The 23928-nt window shown below is 59.7% G+C and carries 23 protein-coding genes and 1 tRNA gene; 9 read left to right on the top strand and 15 right to left on the bottom strand.

Features of this window, described 5'->3' with window-relative positions; genetic code table 11:
- Nucleotides 1–21 precede the first annotated feature (21 nt).
- Nucleotides 22–1272, bottom strand: coding sequence for an efflux RND transporter periplasmic adaptor subunit (locus U5K31_06015; protein ID MDZ7772283.1), 1251 nt, complete (start codon nucleotides 1270–1272; stop codon nucleotides 22–24).
- Nucleotides 1273–1560: 288 nt separating this feature from the next.
- Nucleotides 1561–2862, bottom strand: coding sequence for a DUF481 domain-containing protein (locus U5K31_06010; GenBank protein ID MDZ7772282.1), 1302 nt, complete (start codon nucleotides 2860–2862; stop codon nucleotides 1561–1563).
- Nucleotides 2863–3106: 244 nt separating this feature from the next.
- Here U5K31_06010 and U5K31_06005 point away from each other — a divergent pair, with 244 nt between their 5' ends.
- The 3 genes from U5K31_06005 (at nucleotide 3107) to fsa (ending at nucleotide 5689) form a co-directional block, all read left to right on the top strand.
- Nucleotides 3107–4156, top strand: a complete 1050-nt coding sequence (locus U5K31_06005) for a histidine kinase (GenBank protein MDZ7772281.1) — start codon at nucleotides 3107–3109, stop codon at nucleotides 4154–4156.
- The gene (locus U5K31_06000) at nucleotides 4143–4904 is read left to right on the top strand and encodes a LytTR family DNA-binding domain-containing protein (protein MDZ7772280.1); all 762 of its coding nucleotides are present in this window, start codon (nucleotides 4143–4145) and stop codon (nucleotides 4902–4904) included. Before U5K31_06005 ends, U5K31_06000 begins: the two co-directional genes overlap by 14 nt.
- 131 nt (nucleotides 4905–5035) lie before the next feature.
- A complete protein-coding gene (fsa, locus tag U5K31_05995; GenBank protein MDZ7772279.1) occupies nucleotides 5036–5689 on the top strand; it encodes a fructose-6-phosphate aldolase in 654 nt (217 codons plus the stop codon).
- 55 nt (nucleotides 5690–5744) lie between these two features.
- Here the strand turns inward: fsa and U5K31_05990 are convergent, their stop codons facing one another.
- From U5K31_05990 to U5K31_05980, 3 genes are all read right to left on the bottom strand, one after another.
- On the bottom strand, nucleotides 5745–7226 hold the full coding sequence (locus U5K31_05990) for a phytoene desaturase (protein MDZ7772278.1): 1482 nt from the start codon (nucleotides 7224–7226) through the stop codon (nucleotides 5745–5747).
- A 22-nt stretch (nucleotides 7227–7248) separates the two neighbouring features.
- Nucleotides 7249–7977, bottom strand: coding sequence for a septal ring lytic transglycosylase RlpA family protein (locus U5K31_05985; GenBank protein ID MDZ7772277.1), 729 nt, complete (start codon nucleotides 7975–7977; stop codon nucleotides 7249–7251).
- A gap of 24 nt (nucleotides 7978–8001) precedes the next feature.
- Nucleotides 8002–8076, bottom strand: a tRNA-Thr gene (locus tag U5K31_05980).
- Nucleotides 8077–8253: 177 nt separating this feature from the next.
- On the opposite strand from U5K31_05980, the gene U5K31_05975 reads away from it, so the two are divergent.
- Nucleotides 8254–8871, top strand: a complete 618-nt coding sequence (locus U5K31_05975) for a rhomboid family intramembrane serine protease (protein MDZ7772276.1) — start codon at nucleotides 8254–8256, stop codon at nucleotides 8869–8871.
- A gap of 2 nt (nucleotides 8872–8873) precedes the next feature.
- Here the strand turns inward: U5K31_05975 and serC are convergent, their stop codons facing one another.
- Together serC and U5K31_05965 are read right to left on the bottom strand one after the other, a co-directional pair.
- Entirely contained in the window at nucleotides 8874–9956 is a 1083-nt protein-coding gene (gene serC, locus U5K31_05970; GenBank protein ID MDZ7772275.1) for a 3-phosphoserine/phosphohydroxythreonine transaminase, read from the bottom strand.
- A gap of 26 nt (nucleotides 9957–9982) precedes the next feature.
- Nucleotides 9983–11188 (bottom strand): DUF1015 family protein, encoded by a 1206-nt coding sequence (locus U5K31_05965; GenBank protein ID MDZ7772274.1) that lies wholly within the window; start codon nucleotides 11186–11188, stop codon nucleotides 9983–9985.
- A gap of 146 nt (nucleotides 11189–11334) precedes the next feature.
- On the opposite strand from U5K31_05965, the gene U5K31_05960 reads away from it, so the two are divergent.
- Both U5K31_05960 and U5K31_05955 read left to right on the top strand, forming a co-directional pair.
- Nucleotides 11335–11706: a DUF1844 domain-containing protein gene (locus U5K31_05960; GenBank protein ID MDZ7772273.1), complete on the top strand. Its 372-nt coding sequence runs from the start codon at nucleotides 11335–11337 to the stop codon at nucleotides 11704–11706.
- The gene (locus U5K31_05955; protein ID MDZ7772272.1) at nucleotides 11703–12191 is read left to right on the top strand and encodes an NUDIX domain-containing protein; all 489 of its coding nucleotides are present in this window, start codon (nucleotides 11703–11705) and stop codon (nucleotides 12189–12191) included. Before U5K31_05960 ends, U5K31_05955 begins: the two co-directional genes overlap by 4 nt.
- 71 nt (nucleotides 12192–12262) lie before the next feature.
- Here the strand turns inward: U5K31_05955 and U5K31_05950 are convergent, their stop codons facing one another.
- From U5K31_05950 to proS, 6 genes are all read right to left on the bottom strand, one after another.
- Nucleotides 12263–12931 carry an energy transducer TonB gene (locus tag U5K31_05950; GenBank protein MDZ7772271.1) on the bottom strand — a complete coding sequence of 223 codons (669 nt, stop codon included), beginning with the start codon at nucleotides 12929–12931 and terminating at the stop codon, nucleotides 12263–12265.
- 209 nt (nucleotides 12932–13140) lie between these two features.
- Entirely contained in the window at nucleotides 13141–13809 is a 669-nt protein-coding gene (locus U5K31_05945) for an energy transducer TonB (GenBank protein ID MDZ7772270.1), read from the bottom strand.
- 167 nt (nucleotides 13810–13976) lie between these two features.
- Entirely contained in the window at nucleotides 13977–14603 is a 627-nt protein-coding gene (locus tag U5K31_05940; protein ID MDZ7772269.1) for a TonB family protein, read from the bottom strand.
- A gap of 114 nt (nucleotides 14604–14717) precedes the next feature.
- The gene (locus U5K31_05935) at nucleotides 14718–15125 is read right to left on the bottom strand and encodes a VanZ family protein (GenBank protein MDZ7772268.1); all 408 of its coding nucleotides are present in this window, start codon (nucleotides 15123–15125) and stop codon (nucleotides 14718–14720) included.
- Nucleotides 15122–16681 carry an NAD(P)H-hydrate dehydratase gene (locus tag U5K31_05930; protein MDZ7772267.1) on the bottom strand — a complete coding sequence of 520 codons (1560 nt, stop codon included), beginning with the start codon at nucleotides 16679–16681 and terminating at the stop codon, nucleotides 15122–15124. Before U5K31_05930 ends, U5K31_05935 begins: the two co-directional genes overlap by 4 nt.
- 13 nt (nucleotides 16682–16694) lie before the next feature.
- Entirely contained in the window at nucleotides 16695–18161 is a 1467-nt protein-coding gene (proS, locus tag U5K31_05925; GenBank protein ID MDZ7772266.1) for a proline--tRNA ligase, read from the bottom strand.
- Nucleotides 18162–19098: 937 nt separating this feature from the next.
- On the opposite strand from proS, the gene U5K31_05920 reads away from it, so the two are divergent.
- A complete protein-coding gene (locus U5K31_05920; GenBank protein MDZ7772265.1) occupies nucleotides 19099–19308 on the top strand; it encodes a hypothetical protein in 210 nt (69 codons plus the stop codon).
- 440 nt (nucleotides 19309–19748) lie between these two features.
- Here U5K31_05920 and U5K31_05915 read toward each other — a convergent pair whose 3' ends face one another.
- Complete coding sequence (locus U5K31_05915; GenBank protein MDZ7772264.1) at nucleotides 19749–19982, bottom strand: hypothetical protein; 234 nt, start codon at nucleotides 19980–19982, stop codon at nucleotides 19749–19751.
- Between the two features lie 580 nt (nucleotides 19983–20562).
- The gene (locus tag U5K31_05910) at nucleotides 20563–21204 is read right to left on the bottom strand and encodes a response regulator transcription factor (protein MDZ7772263.1); all 642 of its coding nucleotides are present in this window, start codon (nucleotides 21202–21204) and stop codon (nucleotides 20563–20565) included.
- 210 nt (nucleotides 21205–21414) lie between these two features.
- Between U5K31_05910 and aspS the strand changes: the two genes are divergently transcribed.
- Nucleotides 21415–23214 (top strand): aspartate--tRNA ligase, encoded by a 1800-nt coding sequence (gene aspS, locus U5K31_05905; GenBank protein MDZ7772262.1) that lies wholly within the window; start codon nucleotides 21415–21417, stop codon nucleotides 23212–23214.
- Complete coding sequence (locus U5K31_05900) at nucleotides 23211–23921, top strand: DUF429 domain-containing protein (GenBank protein ID MDZ7772261.1); 711 nt, start codon at nucleotides 23211–23213, stop codon at nucleotides 23919–23921. The genes aspS and U5K31_05900 overlap by 4 nt, the downstream gene beginning before the upstream one ends.
- Nucleotides 23922–23928 lie beyond the last annotated feature (7 nt).

Here is a 23928-nt window from a genome sequence, read left to right as displayed (position 1 = left end):
TGCAGGAGGGGCGTCGGGAGGTCAGGGGCGGTTGCCGCCGGCCGAGCCGGATGCCGCGCCTGCCTCGGCGGAGTCGGCGGTGACGGTTTCAATGCTCCGTTCGCCCTCCGAGGCCGGGGAGCCGGGCGAAGGCTGCTGTCCGGCTATGGAGATACGGGCGCCGTCTTCCAGGCTTTGCTGGCCGGTCACCACGATCCTGTCGCCGGGCTGAAGTCCGCTGAGCACCTCCACGTGGTCACCCTGCTCGATGCCCAGCTCCAGTTCGCTGCGCCGGGCCAGCGAGTCGCCCTCGGTCACGAATACCGAATAGGTGCGCTCCAGCTGGATGGTGTTCGATTCGGGCTCGATGAGAGTCTGCACATTCTCCACCAGGGCGGAGCGCGGTATGACCACGGCTCCCTCGTGGGTCTCCACGTTGATCTCCGAGCGTACCAGCACACCGGGATAGATGCCTGGCCCGGCCTGGTTGAGGCTGATTATCACCTCGCCCAGTCCGGTAGTGGGATCGATGCGGGGACTCTTGCGGGTTACCCGCCCCTGGCCGGCAATCTCCTGGCGATTGGAGACACGCACGTTGACGGGGTGGCCGATCTGCACATTCTGCCACTCCTCCACCGGCAGGTAGATGCTCGCTTCGTAGCCGGTGAGGGTAGCGACCTCGTAGGCCACCGTACCGGTGCCGGCAAGGTCGCCCTCCGAGACGTTGCGGGTTACCACCACCCCGCGTACGGGGGAGGTGATGTCGGTGTTCTGCAGGTTCTCCCGGCTCTGGGTCATGCTGGCGACGGCCGACTGCAGGGCCGCCTTGCTGCTTTGGAAGGTGGCGCGCGCGTTCTCGAATTCCGTTGAGCTGATCAGGTCCTGCTCAAAGAGCTGGCGCTGGCGCACGAACTGCAGGCTGTCGCGCCGGTAGGCCGAACGGTTCTGCTCCACCTGCGACTGTGCCTGCTGGTAGGCGTCGCGGAAGGGCACCTCGTAGATTTCGGCCAGCACCTGGCCCTGGCTTACGGTGTCGCCCAGGTCGGCGTGAATCTGCGTAATGCGGTTGGACACCTGGGGGGTGACCTCCACCATCTCCTGGGACTCGATGGTGCCGTAGGAGCGGTACTGGCGGGAGATGTCGCTGCTGGCAACTTCGGTCACCTCCACGCTGGTGGCATCCTGGCCGGAGTTGGCCATAGAGTTGCCGGGGAAGCTGTCTCCGGAGGAGCCCCCGCAGGCTTGCAGTAAAAGGGCGGTGCTGATAAGAACTACAGTTGATAAGCGTTTCACGTCGGTATCCTGGAATGAATATTTCAGTGGTGCGGGCGGTCTCGAACACCCGAAACGAGCGGAAGCACGCTATCTTGCGCCGCCGGTACCGGGACGGGCCCGCCGGATGCCCTGTTCAGATCCGGCAGCTGGTTGGTACGGTGTCCCGTTCTGTTTGTCCGAGGAACCTGTTACGAAGGGCACGGCGCGATGGTTCACGCCTTTACAAGCTCTTAAAGGAAGCAGGCGTGTTTAATAGGTTTTTACAGGGGGCTTCGCGCCGCCGCTTGTGCGAAGGGCGGGTTTCACCTAAAAGCGTCCGCCTCCGCCGAGACGGGGATTCACAATGCTGTTGTAGATGGAACCGAAGGTGAAGCTCAGGCCGATTTCTGCCCCGAAGTTATAGGAGGTGGCCAGGTCGCGGCGCCTGAGGAAGATTTCTTCGTCGTCCAGATCGCCCTTGGGCAGTGTGATCTGGTCGTTGATGAGCGAGTAATCCAGCTCCAGGCTCAGATCGAGTCCCCGCGTAATGCGCAGGTTAAGGTTGGTCCTGAAGGTGAGGCGGTTCTGTGACGTATCGTGGAAGTAGTGGCTGCCCTCCACGGACGCGTTGACCGACCCCCAGGTTTCGTTCACGTCGAGGCTGACCTCCAGGGACTGCTCCACCAGGAACTCTTCGGTCTTATTGAAGATCGTAGTGTCGCGGTAGTTGTTGTAGGTGGGGGTCACCTGGTATTGGAACAGGAGCTCGCGCCGCTGGAATTCGCGGTAGGGGAAGACGTTGTATTCAAGTGTGGGGCTTCCGCCGTACTCCCACTCGATGTTGCTGAAGGTGGAGGAGCCGATGTTACCGGAGAGGCCGGCGGACCAGTGCGGACCCAGGCTCCTGACCACCAGGCCCTCGAAGGATTTGCGGATGGAGGTGGAGGTGACGTCCTCGCGGTCGTCAAATTCGAAATGGTCGCGCTCGTAGTTATAGTCTGCCTCCAGGTCGATCTTCCAATCGTGGGTGGTGCGGTTGGCGCTGAAACCACCGCCGAGCTGGTAGGATTGCTGCTGGTCCTCCCCGCTGTACTGCCCGCTTACGTCGGTCTCGAAGACCCAGTAGTTCCACTTGTCCTCCTGTTGCTGCTGCTGTTGCTCACTATCGCCCGGGGGATCAACGGTCAGGTCGGCGTACTGCAGCAGGGGACTGTCCACCACGTAGGGTGCCAGTCCCATCTTGATATAGCGCACCAGTCCGGCGCGCTCCTCGTCCTGGGTGTCCGACTGGGCGGAGGTATAGACCAGGGTGTCGGTTCTCGATTCGTACTCGCCCCGGCCGATGAAATTCAGCGTGTACTCACTGCCCCCGCTCCCGGTGTTGGCGTCGGTGATGAACAGGTGGACCTGAGCGTCGGCCTGGTCACGCACAAAATTGATGAAGGTGATGTTGGAGCGTACGTAGTCCTGGAAACAGTAGCCGCTGCAGTCAAGGTAAACGTTGGGAAGCTGCTGATCCTGGACCTCTTCCTGCTGCCCTTGTGCGAAAGTGAGGGCAAACGGCAGGAGCGCCAGTAGTGCTGCCAGTGTCAGCCGGCGGAGCAGCATCGGGAGTGAGGGTGAGGCCATGAGGGTGCAATATGGATTCGCGATTTTTAGTTGACACCGAAATAAAGAGGTGAGCGCGCTGCAAGTCCATTATTTTCGATCAACGGTACGGCTCCCGGTACAAACGGCGCATGACGACCCACAAACCGGTTGTACCGCCCAGGATGCCGTTCGTAGCGGGCACAGCGTTGAACGTCTCATTTCGTTGAAGAAGTGGCAAAAAATGGCGTACTATGTATAAAAATGTAAAAGACACGGCCAGCGGATGCCGAATCAGAACAGGGTCAAAGCGTTTCTCTTCAACGAGGTCAGCGTCTTCATCTACCTGTGGATCATCTATCTCTTCCTGCCCGAGCTGCTCGACCTGGAAAGCAGCGGCATGGACCTTGAGCTGGACGAGGTGATCCTGACGGGCTTCTATTTTATACTGGCCACGCTCAATAATTTCGCCCTTATACCGCGCTATCTTTCACACGGCCGGCAGTGGCGATATCTGCTGGTCATCCTGGGCGTGCTGCTGCTCTTCAGCCTGGGCGAGGAGACGGTGCTGGAATGGCTGCTCGATGACGACGAGCGCCGCATCGACTTCGGCATGCGTGGAGTGACGCACGCTTTTGTGCGCATGGGCACCATCGTGATTATTTTCGGCAGCTTCAAGCTGATCTGGGACCACCAGGAACGCCTCCAGCAGATGAGCGCGCTGGAGAAAGAGCGTGTGGAAAGCGAGCTCAAGTTTCTGAAGTCGCAGATCAATCCGCACGTGATGTTCAACCATCTCAACAGCATCTACTACTACACCCTGGAGAAGTCGGACAAGGCGCCGCAGATGCTGCTGAAGCTCTCGGAGATCATGCGCTACATGCTTTACGAGGCAAATGAGAGGTTTGTCTCACTGCAGAAGGAGCTGGACTACATCCGCAATTACATCGACCTGGAGAAGATCCGCCTGGAAGACCGTGGCGAGGTGAAATTCGAGGTGGAGGGCGATACGGACAACCTGCGCATTGCACCCCTGCTGCTGATTTCCTTCATTGAAAACAGTTTTAAGCACAGCATGCAGACCCAGGACGATGACATCTGGATCCAGATTAACATTGACATCGAGGACGACTGGCTGGAGTTCCGCGCTGAAAACAGCTGGTCGCAGCCCCGCGAGGAGCCAGACGGTCGCCCGGACCAGGAAGGCATCGGCCTGCAGAACGTGCGCAAACGCCTGCAGCTGCTCTATCCCAACCGGCACTCCCTGCACATCAGCCGGTCGGACGACTTGTTCCTGGTCCATCTGAGAATTAAACTACACCATGGCAAACATTAGGTGCCTGATACTGGAAGACGAAAAGCCCGCACAGGGCGTGCTCAAAAAATATATTGACGAGGTGCCCTACCTGGAACTGGCCGCCGTCCACTCCAATCCCCTGGCGGCCATGGAGACCCTGCAGGAAGACGGTATCGACCTGATCTTCCTGGACATCAACCTGCCCAAGATCTCCGGGCTCAATTTCCTGAAGTCGCTCGCCGATCCCCCCGAGGTGATTGTGACCACCGCCTATCCCGACTATGCCCTGGAGGGCTTCGAGCTGAACGTGGCCGACTACCTGCTCAAGCCGATCTCTTTCGAGCGTTTCCTGAAGGCGGTCTCTTCGCTGCAGGGCAGCGGGTCCGTCAGGCCGGCCGGGACGGAGCCTGCCGGGACAGAGGAGGAAAGCGAGTCCGGCGGTGCGGCACCGGATGCCGGGGGGCATCGCACGCACCGCTACACCTTCGAGAAGGCCGACAACACCATCTACAAGATTGTCTACGACCGCATACGCTACATCGAGTCGGATCGCGACTACGTGAAGGTGCACCTGGTCGACGGGGAATACATGTTCCGGCAGTCGCTCAAGTACTGGCTGGAAATACTGCCGGAGGCCGACTTCGCGCAGGTGCACAAGTCCTATATTGTAAATATCTCCCGCATCCGCCGCATCTCCGGCAACCGCATTATCATGGAGGATGGGAATCTGCCTATAGGACGCAACTATAAGGAGGATTTCCTGGACAAGATCAACAACGTGAATTAGGGTGGCGGGCCGCCTCCCTGGCCGCGCGCCCCGTCGCGCTTCCGCCCGCGTCTTTTTAAATCGCTAAGCCCCCGACTTTTTTATATTTTCATGGCTCAAACCGTCATGCCAACAAACAGGGACCCGCGCTCATGAAATTTTTTATCGACACCGCTGATCTGGATGAAATTCGGGAAGCCAACGACCTGGGCGTCCTGGACGGGGTGACCACCAACCCCAGCCTTTGCGCCAAGATCGGCGTCAAAGATTTCGAGGGACACATTGCAAAGATCTGCGACATGGTGGACGGCGACGTCTCCGCCGAGGTGGTCTCCACCGGTTACGAGGAGATCGTCAAGGAGGCCCGTCACCTGGCCGACATCGCCGACAACGTGGTGGTGAAGGTGCCCTTGATCAAGGAGGGCATCAAGGCCATCCGCACCCTCAGCGACGAGGGTATCCGGGTCAACTGCACCCTCTGTTTTTCGGCTACGCAGGCGCTGATCGCCGCCAAGGCGGGCGCCGCCTATATTTCTCCCTTTATTGGACGGCTGGACGACATCTCCGACGACGGTATGCAGCTCATCGAAGACGTGGTGACCATCTACGACAATTACGGCTTTGAAACCGAAGTGCTGGCCGCCAGCATCCGCCATCCCATGCACGTGCTGGAGTCTGCGCGCCTGGGTGCCCACGTGGCCACCATGCCCCTCAACGTGATCGAGCAGCTGCTTCACCATCCACTCACCGACCGGGGGCTCCAGCGCTTCCTCGACGACTGGAATCAACTCCAAGAAAGTCTTTAAAGTCTATAAAGTCGGAAAGTCTTAAAGTCTGGAAGTCCGCCGACTTCTCGACTTTTCAGACTTTCTGACTTATAAGACTTTCGGTGATTTTGGCTGAGGAGAGCACCCCCGGCAATCCCGCTCCCGGATGGGTGCCCGCTCCCACGAAGTAAAGCCCTTCTATGTCTTCCGAGCGGTTGTGGGGACGGAACCAGGCCGACTGCGTCAGGATGGGCTCCACGCTGAAGGCCGATCCCTTGTAGCTGTTGAGCGTGTCGCGGAAGTGAAGGGGATCGATGTGGTGTTCGGCCACGATGTGCTCCTGCAGCCCCGGCAGGTAGTTCTCTTCCAGGAAGTTTATGATGGCGTCGCGGTAAGGGCTGGCCTTTTCGGTCCAGTCGGTGCCGCTGTCCAGGTGTGGCACGGGAGAGAGCACGTAGAAGGCCTCGTGTCCCTCGGGGGCCAGGGAGGGGTCGGTCAGGGTGGGCATGTGCAGGTAGAGGGAAAAGTCCTCGGCCAGCTTCTTGTCGTGGAAGATGTCGGACAGCAGCTCCTCGTAGCGCTCGCCCAGGATGATGTTGTGGTGGGCCAGTCCACTGTCGATGTACCTGCGGTCGGTCCCGAAGTAGATCACGAAGAGGGACATGCTGTAGCGCATGCGTTCGATCCTGCGGTCGGTCCACGTGCTTCGCCAGCGCTCCGGCACCAGGTGCTTGTAGGTGTAGGCCACATCGGCGTTGGAGACCACCAGGTCGGCGCGGTGCTCGCTGCCGTCGGTCAGGCGCACGCCCCGGGCCCGGCCGTCCTCCACCAGGATTTCGTCCACCTCGGCCCGGCAGCGGATCTCCCCGCCCTGCTCGCGGATCAGCCGTCCCAGGGCCTCCACGATGGCCCCCGTTCCTCCTTTCGCGTACCAGACCCCCCACTCGCGCTCCAGGTAGTGGATCATGGCGTAGATGGAAGTGGTGTCGAAGGGATTTCCTCCAACCAGCAGGGGATGGAAGGAGAAACATTGCCGCAGGAAGTCGTCTTCGATGTAGCGGGAGACGTAGTCGAAGACGGTCTGGTGCGATTTCAGGCGCAGCAGGTCGGGCGCCACCTTGATCATGTCCCACAGACTTAGAAAGGGCTGGTCGGCCAGTTCCACGAAACCCTTCTGGAAAATATCGCGGGTGGAGCGCAGGAAGCGGGTGTAGCCTTCCGCGTCGGAGGGATTGACCTTTTCTATTTCAGAGAGTACGAAGTCGTGATCCCCGTTGTAGTTGAAGATCCTGCCGCCGGGACCGAAGATGCGGTAGAAGGGATCGCAGGGAATCAGTTCGAAATAGTCCTCGCGGCGCCGGCCGGCCGCCTCGAAGATCTCGTCGAAGAGAAAGGGCGCGGTAATGACGGTGGGTCCCCCGTCAAAGGTAAAACCGTCGATGTGGTAGGTATAGGCGCGTCCCCCCAGGTCGTCGCGGGCTTCGAAGAGGCGCACGCGGTGACCCCGGGAGAGCAGGCGCGAAGCGGCGGCGAGTCCCCCGAAACCGCTTCCGATTACAATGATGTCTTTGGACATGGCGAGCTTTGGTACGGGATGATCAGGGCTCCGGCGCGCTGTTTTCCAGCTGTTTCACGTAACCCTGTACGCCGCGGCCGGACAGTTCGCGACGCTTCGATTCGGCTTTCCCGCGGTCCACGTAGGTGCCGTAGTAGACGCGCCACAGGGTCTGTCCGCCCACGCTTGCCTCCTCCACGCGCGAACCCTGTACCTTGCGCGAGAGGGCGAAGGCCTGCTGCTCGGTGCTGAAGGAGCCCAGCTGTACAGTGTAGGTGGGACGGGTAAGGTCGGTGATGCGCGAGCGGGAGAGGTCGCCTTCCACCAGGAACAGCTCCACCGGGGCGGTGCCGGGACCGATCATTCCGATCTCTTCCGCCGCGCCGCGCGAGAGGTCAATGACGCGGTTCTTGGCGTAGGGGCCGCGGTCGTTGATGCGCACGGTGACCGTCTCCCCGTTGTCGGTGTTGCGCACACGGACCAGGGTGTTGAAGGGCAGGGTGCGGTGGGCGGCGGTGAGGCCGTGCATGTCGTACTCCTCCCCGTTGGCCGTCAGCTTGCCATGGAAGTTGGGTCCGTACCAGCTGGCGACGCCCTCCTCGATCATCGCGCCCGGCCGCAGGCCGGAAACCTCGCGTGCGTCGGCCGCGCCGTCGCCGGGGGAATCGGGTCGCCGCTCGGTCTCCCGCTCCAGGCGGCTGGTAAGTCCGCAGCCGCTCAGCAGGATGCTCAACACCAGAAGAACAGGCAGGAATGTCCGGTATGGTGCCATGAGAGGGTTCTTGCAGGAATGCGTTGGAGCCAATGGTCGGATTCGAACCGACGACCTATGCTTTACGAGAGCATTGCTCTACCCCTGAGCTACATTGGCTGAAATCGGGACTTAACCCGGTCGCCTTTCCGGAGCCGGGCAAAACGGAAATATAAGCATTGTACGCCAACGCAATCAAGGGAAAAGGGGCGTGCGGCGGCAGGCGTCCCGGCCGGTCGGCGCGGTGGATTCGATGCACAGGCTTCTCTATCTTCCGCCTGAATTAACCTGCGTTCCATGAACTCCTTAGACCTGACCTCTTCGCTGACCTTCTACCTGATCGCGGTCAACGTCGGGGCTTCGCTGCTGGCCCTCTACGTCTGGCCTCCCCTGCTGAAGGCTGGCTACCTGAAGCCCTACCGGACGGTGAGGGAGAACACCTGGTATGAGCTCATCACTTCCGGTTTTCTCCACGTGAACCTGGGACACCTGTTCGTCAACATGTTCACCCTCTACTTCTTCGGGACGGTAATGGAGCAGACGCTGGGACCGGCCTATTTTATGGGGCTCTACCTCTCCGGGCTGGTCATTTCGGGGATTCCCTCCCTGGTGAAGTACCGCAATAACCCCAACTACGCCACCCTGGGGGCTTCCGGGGCGGTGGGGTCGGTGCTCTTCGCCTTCATCTTTCTCTATCCCACCGAGAATCTCTACCTCCTGCTCATACCCATCCCCATACCCGCCTTCGTCTTCGCCGTGCTCTACCTGATCTACAGCATGTACGAAAGCAAGCAGGCGCGGGGCAAGGTGAACCACGAAGCGCACTTTTCCGGGGCGGTCTGGGGCATGCTCTACCTGATGCTCTTCGTGCCCAACGCCATGGAGCGATTCCTGCGGCTTATGGGACTGGCCTGAGGCTAGCCGTATTGCTCGCGGAAGCTGCGCATGAACTGCGCCAGGGCCTCGGCCGAGGCGAGGGGAACGGCGTTGTAGAGGCTGGCGCGCACGCCGCCCACGCTGCGATGTCCCTTGAGCCCCATCAGCTTCTCCTCGGATGCTTCTTCCAGGAAGCGCTCCTCCAGGGCGCGGTCGGCCAGCCTGAAGGTGACGTTCATCAGCGAGCGCGAGCCAGCCTCCACCGCTCCTTCGTAGAAGCCGTCGCGGTCGATCTCCTCGTAGATGAGCCCCGCTTTTCTGTGGCTCAGCTCTTCGAAATGTGCTACGCCTCCCTGTTCCTGCAGCCACTCCAGCACCAGCCCCACCATGTAGACATTGAACACAGGTGGCGTGTTGAAAATCTTTTCGGCGTGGGTGCGGTAGCGCAGGATGGTGGGAATCTCCCCGGAGACGCGCGAGCGCTCCAGGAAGTCCCGGCGGATAATCACGATGGTCACGCCCGCGGGTCCAACATTCTTCTGTGCGCCTGCATAGATCAGCCCGTACGTATCGGGGGTGATTGCGCGGGAGAGCAGGTCGGAGGAGGCGTCGCAGGCCAGGGGCACTTCCCCGGCATGGGGTTCGTAGGGGAACTGCGTGCCCGCCACGGTGTTGTTGGAGGTGTAGTGGAGGTAGGTCCACTGGGGGTCCACCTCGAAGGTACCCGCTTCCGGCACACGCCGGTAGGCGTCGTCTTCGCTGCTGAAGAGCACGTCCACCTGCCCGAAGCGGCGCGCCTCGGTAATGGCTTTGGCCGACCATCGTCCGGTATCCAGGTAGCCCGCGGTGTGTTCTTCCTCCAGGAAGTTCATGGGCAGCATCATGAACTGGGAGCTGGCCCCGCCCTGAAGAAACATGATCTCGAATTCGCTTCCCAGTCCCAGCAGGTCGCGCAGGCGCACCTTGGCCTGGTGGTCCACTTCGCTGTAGAGGGCCGAACGGTGGCTCATTTCCATGATGGAACGGCCGGTGCCGGCAATGTCGAGCAGCTGCGATTGCGCTTTCTCAAGGACCGGCTGCGGGAGGGCGGCGGGTCCTGCGCTGAAGTTGTGAACGCGGGTCATGGCTGTGGGGGTTGGGAGGGCTTGGGTTAAAAGGTGTGCACCAGAAGGCCCGAGCGCAGTTTGGGTTCGAACCAGGTCGATTTGGGAGGCATCAGTTCGCCCGCGTCGGCCACGGCCACCAGCTCCTCGATGGCAGTGGGATACATGCTCACGGCCAGGTCGGCCTCGCCGTCGTCTACGCGGCGCTGCAATTCATCGGTGCCGCGGATGCCGCCCACAAAGGTGATGTTGGTGTCACGCCGCGGGTCAGATATGTCCAGCATGGGCTCCAGCACGTGTTTCTGCAGACGGTAGACGTCCAGGCGCTGTACGGGACCGGGGTCCTCATCCAGCGGTAGCTCCAGGCGCAGCCACGTCCCGCGGTGGTAGAGGCAGACCGAACCCTTGCCGCCCGGGGCGGGATGCTCCGACGGCTCCACCCGGTAGCGCTTTTCCAGGGTCTCGCGGAAATCCGCCGGCACCTTGTAGACCAGCCGGTTGTAGGGCAAAATTTCCATCTGGTCCATGGGAAAGAGAACCGCGGGAAAAAAACGGTGTTCGCCCTCCTCCCCGGCGCCGCCCTTCTCCAGCTCGGCCGCAGCGCGGCTGGCGCTTTTGCAGCGGTGGTGTCCGTCGGCAATGTAGAGCAGGGGGACCTCCCCGAAGGCTTCCTCCCAGGGGGCGGTATCGGTGATTTTCCAGAGGGTGTGGCGCACGCCGTCTTCCGCCTCGAAATCGTAGAGGGGGTCCCGCTCGCGCTGCGCCTCCTCCATCAGCTTGCCCACCTTGTCCTTCGGCTTGAAGGTGAGCATGACGGGTTCGGCGTGGGCCGACTGGGTGAGGATATGCCGGGTGCGGTCGTCCTCCTTGTCGGGACGGGTCAGCTCGTGCTTCCGGATCAGGTCGCGGTCGTATTCGTCCACCGACACACAGGTAAAGACGCCGGTCTGCGGACGTCCCCCCCGCACCAGCCGGTAGAGGTAGACGGCGCGGTCGGTGTCGCGGCGCAGCACGCCATTCTCGAACAGGTCCTGCAGGTTTTCAGCGCCCTGGCGGTAGACCCGGTCGTCGTCGAAGGGGGTGCCCTCGGGCAGGTCGATTTCAGGACGGATTACGTGCAGGAAACTGTGGGGTTTGCCTTCGGCCAGCCCGCGCGCCTCCTCCGCGCTGACCACGTCGTAGGGGAGGCTGGCAACGTCAGGCGCCTGCTGCGGGTCGGGCCGGCGGGCCCGGAAAGGATGAATGCGTGCCATGAATGGGGATCCGTTTGGCTGCGTTTTTCAGGGAGTCCCAAGGTAGCGGTAGAACCCGAAACTTTAAAGTAAATTATGAAACTGCAGCTGCTGTTGGGTATTTTTAGCCGCAGCATGGAACACCCGCCAACCAGACACGGAAGATCATGGATCAGATGAATTTCGATACCGACAAGTTTTCGGAGGAACAGCAGGACCAGCTGCTCCTCATGATGCTCATCCAGCAGCACCAGCAGATCGCCATGATGGGCATGGGCAAGATCAAGAATCCCAGCACCGACAAGGTGGAGCGGGAGATGAAGTCGGCCAAGTTCGCCATCGACACCCTCGTCATGCTTCAGAAGTATACGGAGGGAAATCTGCCGAAAGAGCTGAAAAACTACCTCGGCCAGACGCTCAACAACCTGCGGCTCAACTATGCCGATGAGAAGGAGGCCGGAGACGAGGCTCTTGCCGATAACCAGGAGAACGGTGCGGGCTCCCCGGGGGATGCCGGCGCGGGAGACCAGCAGGAGTGACGCCCCTGCAACTTCAGGCCGCCGGCGGGGTGCTCTTCCGGCGGAAGGAGGAGTTTAGAAGGTATGAAAACGGCGAGATGGCACCTCCCGTCCCCGACGGGGTGGAGGTGTTGCTGATACACCGCCGCGGGGTGTGGGACCTGCCCAAGGGCAAGATGGAGGAGGGGGAGGGGCACGAGGACTGCGCCCGTCGTGAAGTGGCCGAGGAGGTGGGACTTGACCGCCTCCCCCGCATCACCGCCTTCCTGGTCAAAACCTTCCACAGCTACCGGGAGCAAGACCGCGCCGTTGAGAAGATAACCTTCTGGTACGCCATGGACGGGGAGCCCTTTGGTGCTTTTACCCCCCAGCGCGAAGAGCAGATCGAGCGCGTGGCATGGGTACCCCTGGCTGAGGCGCGCAGTCGGGTGGGATACGATAACCTGGTGGAGGTGCTGGACGCCTTTCGGGCTTTGCTGGAGGGAGGGCAGGGGACGGACCCATAAAAAAATCCCCTCCGCGGATGGGCGAAGGGGATTCCAATCGTTGTTAAACTTCGTTCAACGTATCTGACGCATCAGTTCTGCAGCCTGAATATAATTGGCAGGCTGAACTGCACACGCACCGGTTCGCCGCGCTGCTGGCCGGGCTTGAACTTGGCATGCTCCATGATGCCGTCGATCGCGGCCTGGTCCAGCAGGGGATGCACGCTGCGTACCACATTGGGACTTTCCACCTCGCCGTTCTTGTTAACGATGAACTGCACGATGACCTGTCCCTCAATGGCTGCCCGTCGGGCTTTTTCAGGATAGCTGATCTTGCTCTGCAGATCCTGGAGCGTTCCTATGAGCTCGGGCTCGTTCTCAACGGTCGTGAAGAAGTCATTGCCGGTATCCTCCTCGGCCTCGTCGTTGCCCGGAGGCGGCGGCATGTCAAGAGACTCCGAGAGGTCCAGGTCGGCATCCAGGTTGATGTTCTGGTCTTCGATCACCTCGTCGTTGGGCACCTCAACAGGTACCGGGGGACGCGGGGGAGGGGGTGGTTTCTCCTCCTGCTCGGTCTGGACAATATCCTCCATGTCGACCACTTCCTGCTCTTCGGTCAGGTCCATCTGGGGACCGGTGTCGCGCCAGTCCACTCTCATGGCGACGATAAAAATAAGAAGTACGACGACCAGCCCCGCCTCTAGGAAAACCGTGTAGTACTTCCTGAGATCGCTTTCGGGTTTTTTTCGTTCGTTTCTCATGGTTTCCTCCTTGTGTTAATCGCGTAAAACGTCAGCAGTTGAGTTTTGTCTTTTCACGAGCTTAAAATATGTGTTTAGTTTCTATTATTAAAACCGTTTTAAGGATCGTGATGTTCCATCACGGTTTGACCTGTTTATAAGGCACAAAAAAGGGCGTCACGACCAGTGTCGAGACGCCCTTCCCGTATAAGGTGGATGGATGAGAAGGCCTAGTTGTTCAGGCGGAAAATGATGGGCAGGCTGAACTGCACGCGTACCGGCTCACCCCGTTGCTGGCCGGGCCGGAACTTGGCATGCGTCATTATGCCCTGAATGGCCGCCTCGTCCAACAGCGGGTGCACGCTTCGGATCACAACCGGGGATTCCACATCGCCGTTCACGTTGACGATGAACTGAACAATTACCTGTCCTTCGATGCTTGCTCGCCTGGCTTTTTCAGGGTATTCGATCTTTTTTTGCAGATCCTGAAGAGTGCCGATCAGTTCGGGCTCGTGCTCGACGGCCACGAAGAAATCAGGTTGAGTTTCTTCTTCCTCAACATCATTGCCCGGAGGCGGCGGCATGTCAAGAGACTCCGAGAGGTCCAGGTCGGCGTCCAGGTTGATAATTTCGTCTTCAATAACCTCGTCGTTGGGCACCTCTACGGGTACCGGGGGTCGCGGCGGGGGAGGCGGGGTCTCCTCCTGTTTGGTCTGTACGATATCTTCCATCTCCACGATTTCCTGTTCGCTGGTCAGGTCCATGTCGGATCCGGTCGAAGTCAGGTTGACCTTGGCTGCGATGATGAAAAGAAGCAGGGTGATGATAAGGCCGGCTTCCAGAAAAATGGTATGGTACTTCCGGAGATCGGCTTCCGGCTTTTTTCTCTCAGTACTCATAGTACGTAGTCATTTCGGGTTTCGATAAGGGCTGCGGGGCAGCCAGGCTGAACAAAAGTCCTAAAAGATATGACTTTCCACCCGGTATGCAAGGGGTGTTTTCCGACACCTGCAATCCGGATGTGACCATGAATAACGCACCAGTGAGCGTCTTAGCGTGTATTCCACTAATTTTTAATGCGAAAGTGTATCGCCTGTCCCATGAGTACCTTCACAGGGCGTCCACGCTGCATACCAGGCGTGAACCGGGTATTTTTTATGACCCTGAGAGCCTCCTCGTTACATCCTCCCGGAAGTCCGCGGACGACCTCGGGGTCTTCCACCTCGCCGTTCTCGTTGACGTAAAACTTCAGGTGCACCGTGCCCTCGATGTCGGCGCGCAGGGCCTCCCTGGGGTAGCGGATGCGATCATGTATGGCTTTCATACCCCCGATGGGCTGGGGCATCTGCTCCACGGCTTCGAAATAATCGGGCTCATCCTCCTCGTCCTTCCTGTTGGCCGAGGGCGGGGGAGGAAGTTCTTCAGAGAGGTCCAGGTCGGCGCTGAAATCGTAACGCTGATCCTCTATTATTTCGTCGTCGGGCACCTCCACGGGCAGCTGGGGCCGCTCCGGAGGCGGAGCCTTCTTTTCCTGTTCGGTGCGCTCAATTTCCTCCATTTCCACCAAGTCCTGCTCCTCGGTAAGGTCCAGGTCGCTTGCCGATGCGCGCAGGTCTACCTTTGCGGCGATAATAAAGGCCAGCAGGACGAGGATCAGGCCGAACTCCATGAACAGGGTATGGTACTTCCGCAAGTCTGCTTGGGGGGTTTTTCTCATAACATGTTATTTAACATAATAGTATTATTCATTAAGTATAAATAACACTATTCCCGGGCCATTGTCAACTGTGAAAGGATGCGTCGGATCTCAGGTGGAGCTGAAAGGCAGTTCGTTGGAGACGCTTTTGCGGAGCACCAGGATGGCGATAAAGGCCCCGATGGCATCGAAAGCGATGTCGAAGAGGTCGGCGCTACGCTCGAAGGGCAGCAGGAACTGCAGCACCTCCACCGAGATGCCGAAGAGTACGCCTACCAGGAAAATGGTAAAAAGGCTGGGCTTGTCGGGCTGGCTCACGTAGCGGTAGAGACCAAAGAGGTAGGTCCACGAGCCAAACATGATCACATGGCCCGTCTTGTCGTAGCTTCCCAGGCTCTGTCCCCCGATCAGGTCGGCCGGCGAAAGGGTCAGGAAAAGCACCGCCGCCGTCAGCAGAAGGGTGCCGGCGGGCAGCAGGAAGGGGTACTCGGCAACGATCTGCTTGACGGTTTCTCTCATATCAGGTCCAGAGGTTCGGGAATATGCCTGCCGCCGCTTGCGTTCAGCTCGGCGACGCGTTCGATGCCGTCAAGCATGGCCAGACAGCAGCTCTGCAAGGGCTGGTGTCCCAACGCGCAAAGGGCGGCAATCTTGCCCGACAGTACGTCGCCGAAGCCGGCGCGTGAGAAAACCCGTGTGTCGTATCCTGTGATATAGGCGTTCCCGTCCGATGTTCCCACGATGGAGGGATAACCCTTGGAGAGGAGGGTTACGCCGTGGTCCGCCGCCCAGGCGCGCACCCTCTGCAGGCGTTCGTAGTCTCCATCGGGGGCTTTGCCGAGCAGGTCGCCCAGCTCGCCTGGGTGAGGGGTAAGTATCCACGAGGCCTGGCCGGGCGGGGTTAAGCCGGCTGCGGCCAGCGCCCGCAGGCCGTCGGCGTCGATGACCAGCTCTCCAGAGTAGGTGCCGGCCACCTTCTCCACAAATTCCTGTGTTTCGTCTGCGCGTCCCAGTCCGGGTCCCAGCAGCGCCGTTCCGTGCTTCTCGTTCATAATAGCCAGGGCTTCACGGGCATGCGCCGCGGTATAGCGGAGGTCGCCCGCCTCGCCCACAGGCCGCGTGATGATTTGTGGATGGCGCCCCTCCACGCGTGACAGCAGGCCGCGGGGGGCGATCCAGATGACCGCACCGGCCCCGGCGCCCCAGGCGCTTTGCGCGCTCATCAGGGCGGCCCCCGTGAGTCCCTCGGAACCCCCGAGCACGTAGACCACTCCCTTTTCGTACTTGTGCCGCGCAGGTTCGCGTCCCGGTTCTCCCACCCACCCGCGGTCAATCAGGAAGGTGTTCACCCCCTGCTCCTTTTTCATGTAGTTGGGGAAGGGGAGCTCGCAGAAGGTAATGCGTCCGGCGTGTTCGGGGCCTTCGCCGAGGTAGAGTCCGGGCTTTCGCGTGCCGTAGGTAAGGGTCTCATCGGCGCGGACGGCCCCGCCCAGGGGCACGCCGCGGTCGGCATGAAGTCCCGTGGGAATATCCACCGCGAAGACCGGAAGTCCCGCCTCGTTGGCCAGGGTGACCGCTTCCGGGTAGGGGGCGCGAAGCTCGCTGTCGAGTCCTGTACCCAGCATGCCGTCTACGATGAAGTCGAAATCGGCGGGCGGTGCGGCGGCGCGGCTCCAGTAGTTCTCCCAGGCCTCCTCCCACCCGTCGATTATAAGCAGCTCGGCGGCATCGTTGTCCTCCTCCGAAACCTTGCGCAAAAGCTCCAGGTTTTTGGCGGCGCTGGGACTCAGATCGCCGGTGCCGCTGACGAAGAGCACGGTGAGTGGGCGGCCGAGCTGCAGCAGCCAGCGGGCGGCCACCAGGGCGTCCCCGGCGTTGTTGCCCTTGCCGCAAAACAGGAGTCCGCTGTCGCCTGGCACCGTGCAGTCCAACAGGCGCCGGGCGGTGTGGGTGCCGGCCATCTCCATGAGGGTAAAGCCGTCGATGCCGAACCGCTCGATGGTCTGGCGGTCCAGGTTGCGGCCCTGCTCGGCCGTCAGGATCCATTCGGGATGCGGTACGATCCGGGTGCTCATCTCGCGGGGTGGGTTAATAGGCTTTGGCAAAGAGGACGCGCTGCTCGGAGGGCTCGCCGGTCACCATACACTGGCCGGCTTCGCCTCCCTCGAGGGGAATGAGACGGACGGTGGCGGAGGTCTCCTCCTTGATGCGCGCCTCGGTCTCCTCGGTGCCGTCCCAGTGGGCGTAGACAAAACCGCCCTCCTCCTCGATGATCTCCTTGAAGGTCTCGTAGTCGTCCACCGTATGGGTATTTTCGTCGATGCGCCTGCTGGCGGCGTCGTAGAGGTCCTGCTGGATCTGCGTGAGCAGCTCGTCGGCGCGCTTGCCGATGCCCTGGCGGTCCACAATGTTCTTCTCGAGGGTGTCGCGGCGGGCCAGCTCCACGTTGTTGTTTTCCAGGTCGCGGGGACCGATGGCGATGCGGAGGGGGATGCCGGCGGCCTCGTGCTCGTTGAATTTCCAGCCCGGGCTCATGTTCTCCCGGTCGTCCACTTTCACGGAGATGCCGCGGTCGCGCAGCTCGGAGACGATGCCGTCGCCGTATTCCATGACCTCCGCCTTCTCTTCGTCGCTTTTCCAGATGGGGACGATCACCACCTGCGTATCGGCCAGTTTGGGAGGCAGGACCAGTCCCTGGTCGTCCGAATGGGTCATGATCAGTCCCCCGATGAGACGCGTGGAGACGCCCCAGCTGGTGGCCCAGACGTATTCGTGCTCGCCCTCGGAGCTCTGGAATTTTACGTCAAAGGCCTTGGCGAAATTCTGTCCCAGGAAGTGGGAGGTACCCGCCTGCAGACCCTTGTTGTCCTGCAGCAGGGTCTCGATGCAGTAGGTCTCCACAGCCCCGGCGAAACGCTCCGAGGCGGTCTTGAGACCTGTTTTGACCGGCATGGCCATGTACTCCTCGGCGAAGGTGCGGTAGACCTCCAGCATGCGTTCGGTCTCCTCGACGGCCTCCTCTTTGGTGGCGTGTGCGGTATGGCCCTCCTGCCAGAGGAACTCCATGGTGCGCAGGAAGAGGCGTGTCCGCATCTCCCAGCGCACTACATTGGCCCACTGATTGATCAGGATGGGCAGATCGCGGTAGGACTGAATCCAGTTCTTGTAGGAATCCCAGATGATGGTCTCGGAGGTGGGACGTACCACAAGCTCTTCCTCCAGGCGCGACTCGGGGTCCACTTCCACGCCCCCGTCCACGCTTTTCAGCCGGCTGTGGGTCACCACCGCGCACTCCTTGGCAAAGCCCTCCACGTGCTGGGCCTCTTTCGACAGGAAAGACTTCGGGATGAAGAGAGGGAAGTAGGCGTTCTGGTGACCCGTCTCCTTGAACATCCCGTCGAGCGCGCGCTTCATGTTCTCCCAGATGGCGTAGCCGTTGGGGCGGATCACCATGCATCCGCGGACCGGCGAGTGCTCGGCCAGCTTGCCCTCCCGGATCACGTCCTGGTACCACTGGGAAAAATCCTCTTCGCGTTCTGTAATTTTCTTTGCCATCGGTTAGCAGAAATGTTTGTTTATTCGCTGTTTTGGCGGTTATGAACCGCTAAAATAGGGCGATTTTCAGGAGCCTCAAAAGAAGAATCGACAGGGCGTGGAAAAATGAAGAGGGGCGGTTCACGTTTTGGACAAAAAACCCTTATATTTGGCAACTCTTTACGGCGTGGTAGCTCAGTTGGTGAGAGCGTCGGATTCATATCCCGACAGGGTCGGGACGGCGTTCGTTTCCGCCCGGGGCTGCATCGAACACGCCGCTTCAAGACATTGACATGGTAACTATGGCGTGGTAGCTCAGTTGGTGAGAGCGTCGGATTCATATCCCGACAGGGTCGGGACGGCGTTCGTTTCCGCCCGGGGCTGCATCGAACACGCCGCTTCAAGACATTGACATGGTAACTATGGCGTGGTAGCTCAGTTGGTGAGAGCGTCGGATTCATATCCCGACAGGGTCGGGACGGCGTTCGTTTCCGCCGCTGAGACGGCTAGACATTGACTGGAACACGGCCGCTGGTGAGACGTGACATTGACAATCCGGTAACTATGGCGTTGGATACGCTACAGTTCGGTGCAGCAAGAGTTCGGATTCACTAATCCCGACAGGGTCGGGACGGCGATATGGTTTCCGATCCCGGGGCTAAGCATCGATCCACTGTCCGCTGTCAAGGACGTATGACACCTGGTAACCTAAGGCTGTGGTAGCTTTCACCGTTGGATATGAGCAGCGTCGGATTCATAAGGCCTCGGACGTGCGTTCAGTGACGAAGGCGAATTTTTGGCGACGCCTGGTTCCCTTTGCCGAGAGGATGTCCTTTCTAAGATTTCGACTTTGCTGAATCTGATATTTCAGCCCACACGGACAGGATATGGCCTACGATATGCTATATTTCAAGAGCGATCCGCTTTCTGTTGTGGAGTGATCTGTTGACCGACACCCGTGGCTATCCCAAAATTGCTAGTGAGCCTTTCAGAAACCAGATTAGTATTATTACGTGGTAATGCATACCTGGTCTACCAGGCCTACGGACGTGTACAGAAATTCAGTGACGAAGGCGAATTGATTTGGGACGCCTCGGTTCCCTTTGCCGAGAAGGATGTCATTTTCGATCGCTTTATTGAGGAGAACTCCGGCGGAGGCATGATGTGATTCCAGCCCCTTCGCTATTTTGCGGATGCTGGACACCATGGCGATCGGCTTCAACTTTTATCCCAGGGCGAGAGTACGGACGGCGATTTCCACAGTTTTTTGCTAGAACTCAATGATGTGGCGGGAGACGTCACACGCCGAATCAATTTCCCGCCCATGGAGACTCCTCCCCGCCAATTCATCTATCGGCCGCAAAATGATGTCTTCTACCTGTGGGGAAGACAATCGGATGGGATGATTCTGGTATATCCCGGAGATGAAGTCGCCTCCTAGTCTCCATCCTCCAGTTCAAACATCTCATTGACCGTCGTCCCGAAATAGATGGAAAGCTTGATGGCAAGTGAAGTGGATGGATTGTAGTCGCCGTTTTCGATGACACACCCAAGGCCTCCGCCAACTCTGCCTGTGTGAGTCCCCGTTCCTTTCGCATCGCGCGTGTCTTATTCCTCATAGCGACCTCCCCTGCGTTTCAGCACCCAATACGTGATGACGGTAACGGTCATCATGAAGGGCAGGTTGAAATTAGTGATCATGGTATATGTAGGGTTCCACAGAACCGCTACCAGGAAGCCGGCTACGGAAAGGGCGAGCGTCAGTAACAGGCCAATAATCAGCGACTGCAGTCGCAAGTGGGTGCTCAGTTCATCCTCCACCTTTTCCCTGGATATGAACATAAGTATGAGTCCGATTACGGGAAGATGGTATTTCATAAGCGAAAAGAATACATGCAGGTTATCCTGCCCCAGGGCTTTGTCAAGGTTAGTCCATCTCTCCGGAGACTGTTCGGTTAAAATAAATACAGCATAGGCTGCAACCATCAGTCCGAGGAAGCATAAACCCACGTATCGCCAGGCCCGTGGAAGCAGGAATCGTGAGATGTTTACCGGTTTCATAGTCGTATGATATTGGTTGTATGTCAACTCTACTTGACATTACGAAAACAGTCGCTATTTGTCAAGTCAAGTTTACATTATTGCCTGCGCAGGTCATGCCACCGGATGATGATAGGTTCAAAGGAGATCTGGGGCGGAACGGCAGAAAAGACAGGCAAAAAATTAGCAGCCCTCCAGTCAAGGATGAGCTGCTAAATATCATCTACAGACGGCTATTACCCCATTTGCAATCAGTATTATAATTGATGCAGGGGGTCCTGTCAATGCGAGGAAATGGGTATTTTGGTACGTAAAAATACGTACAGGCAAGATAGGCTCTTTGGCCCAAGCAATTGGCGCAGGGCGGCGTGCTGTCCTCATTCTACTCCTCCTGGTTCTCCAGGGCCATGCGAACCAGTTCGGCGGTGTTCTTGACTCCCAGCTTTTTGAGCAGGTTGGAGCGGTGGGTCTCGATGGTGCGGGGACTGATATTGAGTTCCCGGGCCATCTTCAGGCTTGTCATTCCTCGGACAATGAGTTTCAGCACCTCGCGCTCGCGGTCGGTAATATCACTTTTCAGCTTACCAAACCTGAATTTCTGGCTGGCGAAGGCCCTCGACATCAGCTGGAAGACTTCTTTGCTGAATACATGCTGGCCGTTGTGGACCACCCGGACGCAGTGCAAAAGCTGCTCGCGATCAATGGATTTCAGCAGGTAGCCGTGAATGTCGGACTGCAGGGCCTCGGCCAGCAGGTCACTGTCCAGGTGCATGGACAGAATAGCCATCCTGCATTTCCGGTCGATTTCACGCATGGCGCGGGCGCTTTCCAGTCCGTTCATGCCGGGCATGGTGATGTCGATCAGACAGACGTCGGGTTGCGTTTCCTTGAAAAGCGTCAGGCATTCCTCGCCGGATGAGGCTTCGCCAACCACGTCCATATCTTCGGCCGAAGACAGGTGCGTACTGATGCCGAAACGAATAATTTCGTGATCGTCAGCGATCAGAATTCGTATTTTATCCATGGCAAGACGGTTTGAAACCATCCACGGGCAGGTACTTCCTCTCTCTTACCGTAACAACCTACGTACATACTACTACCACGCGGGTCACCATGCAAATAAAAAAAGCTGCAGCCTGCCGTAAGCGATTGGTTTCCATATTGGTTATTTTCCGCTCCGTATTGCGGTGAGCACGCATCTGCGGTAATTCCAACTCCAGAATCTAGATTTTCCATGGTACTAAAGCGTACGCATACCTGCGGCGAACTCGACCGATCCAAGGCAGGCGAACAAGTGGTTCTAAACGGCTGGGTGGATGGCCGGCGGGATTTCGGGGGACTCATTTTTATCGACCTCCGCGACCGCTACGGCCTGACGCAGATCGTCTTCGCCGAACACGACCAGGACCTCCTCGACAAGGCGGGCAGGTTGCGTAACGAATACGTGATCGGCGTGCGGGGTAAGGTGCGGGAGCGCGACGACAAGAACGTGAATCCTGAAATGGCCACCGGCGAAATCGAGGTGCTGGCCGGGGAGCTGGTCATTTACTCCCAGGCGGAGACCCCGCCCATGGAGGTCAGGGAGGAGGTCAATGCTACCGAGGAGACGCGCCTGCGCTACCGCTACCTGGACATGCGGCGGGCGCCCGTGCAGCGCAACCTGCTGTTCCGCTCGCGGGCCGTCCATGCCGTCCGGCAGTATTTCCACGATCACGGCTTTGCGGAGGTGGAGACGCCCTACCTGATGCGCAGCACGCCCGAGGGCGCGCGCGACTACCTGGTGCCCAGCCGGGTGAACCCGGGCAAATTTTACGCCCTGCCGCAGAGCCCGCAGACCTACAAGCAGATCCTGATGGTCTCCGGCTTTGACCGATATTTCCAGATCGCAAAATGTTTTCGGGACGAGGACCTGCGCGCGGACCGCCAGCCGGAATTTACCCAGGTGGACGTGGAGCTCTCCTTCGTGGACGAGGAGGAGGTGCTCTCCATAACCGAAGGCATGATGGCCCGCCTCATGCGCCAGACCATGGGACGCGATGTCGAACTGCCTTTCCCGCGGATGACCTACCGCGAGGCCATGGAGACCTACGGCACCGACAAGCCGGACACGCGTTTCGGCCTGGAGATCGCCGACCTGTCTGACCTGGTGGCCGACGCCGAATTCCGCATCTTTTCGAAGACGGTAGCCGACGGCGGCGCTGTGCTGGGCATCACCGTGCCCGAGCAGGGCTCGCTGGGACGCGGCGCCATGGACCGACTTACCGAACAGGCGCAGCAGGAGACCGGGGCCAAGGGACTCATCTACCTGCAGCACGACCCGGAGGAGGGGCTCTCCTGCAACGTGGGCAAGTTCCTGGAGGAGGAGACCATAGAGGCCATGGCCGGGCGGGCCGGCTGCGGCGAGGGCGACCTGGTGCTCATTCTGGCCGGACCCGACCCGGAGGTCTACCGGCAGATGGGCAAGCTGCGCCAGCTGGCCGGCCGGGAGTTCGAGCTGATCGACACCGGTGCCTACAATTTTCTTTGGGTGACCGACTTTCCGCTGGTGGAGTGGGATGAGGAGACCGGTCGCTACCACGCCCTGCACCACCCATTTACCGCCCCCCGGGAGGAGGACGTGCAGAAGGGCGTGGAACCCGCCGAGATCCGTTCGCGCGCCTACGACCTGGTGCTCAACGGTTACGAAATCGGGGGAGGCTCCATCCGCATCCACGAACGAAAACGGCAGATGTGGATGTTCGACCTGCTGGGCATGGACGAGGAGGAGTCCCAGGAGCGTTTCGGCTTTCTGCTGGAGGCCTTCCGCTACGGCGCCCCGCCCCACGGGGGCATCGCCCTCGGGGTCGACCGCATCGCCATGATCCTCACCGGCAGCAGCAGCCTGCGGGACGTGATCGCCTTCCCCAAAAACCAGAAGGCGCAGAGCCTGATGGACGACAGCCCGGGCTCGGTGGACCCGCAGCAGCTCGAGGAGCTACACATTAGGCTGGCCGACGACCTGAATGGAAATACCAACGACAACCAAACAACGTGAAGACACTGGGACTGGACGGATGCCGGGCCGGTTGGATCGCCATCTCCCTTGACGAGGAGGGGGCCGGCTACTGGCTGCTGGAATCGCACGACGAACTGGAAGACTATTTTCGCGACTTCGACCGGGTGTTCGTGGACATCCCCATCGGCATGACCGAAGACCAGTATACGCGCGACTGCGACACGGAGCTGCGCAGCGTACTGGGCGAAAAGTACGCCTCCAGCGTATTCACCCCGCCCATCCGCCCGGCGCTCAACGCCCCCACCTACGCGGAGGCCTCCTTGGTCAGCTACGAGACCACCGACAAGAAGGTGACGATCCAGGCCTGGAACATTGCTCCCTATATTCGGGTGGTGGACAACCTGCTGCAGCGTGAAGAGTCCTTCCGCGAGAAGGTATTCGAAAGCCATCCCGAACTGCTCTTTCAGAAACTTAACGGCGGCAACTCCATCCTGCAGAAAAAGGAGACCAAGAAGGGGCTGCGCCATCGGCTGGGCCTGCTGAAGGAGCAGAACAGGTACGTGGATGATTTTTTCCGTGACATCAAGGAGGAGTACCGGCGCAACCAGGTGGACGAGGACGATATCGTGGATGCCATGTCCCTGGCTCTCTTTGCCCGGCGCTCGATGGAGGGGGAGCTCAAAACCCTGCCGGAAGATCCTCCCGTCGATTCCACCGGCCTCACCATGGCCATTCACTACGCCTGACCGGCGT

This window comes from Balneolaceae bacterium, assembly GCA_034521445.1.
In the GTDB taxonomy this organism is placed as follows: domain Bacteria; phylum Bacteroidota; class Rhodothermia; order Balneolales; family Balneolaceae; genus JAXHMM01.
Note: the sequence above shows the minus strand (reverse complement) of the source record. Positions and strands in the feature narration are given on the sequence as shown.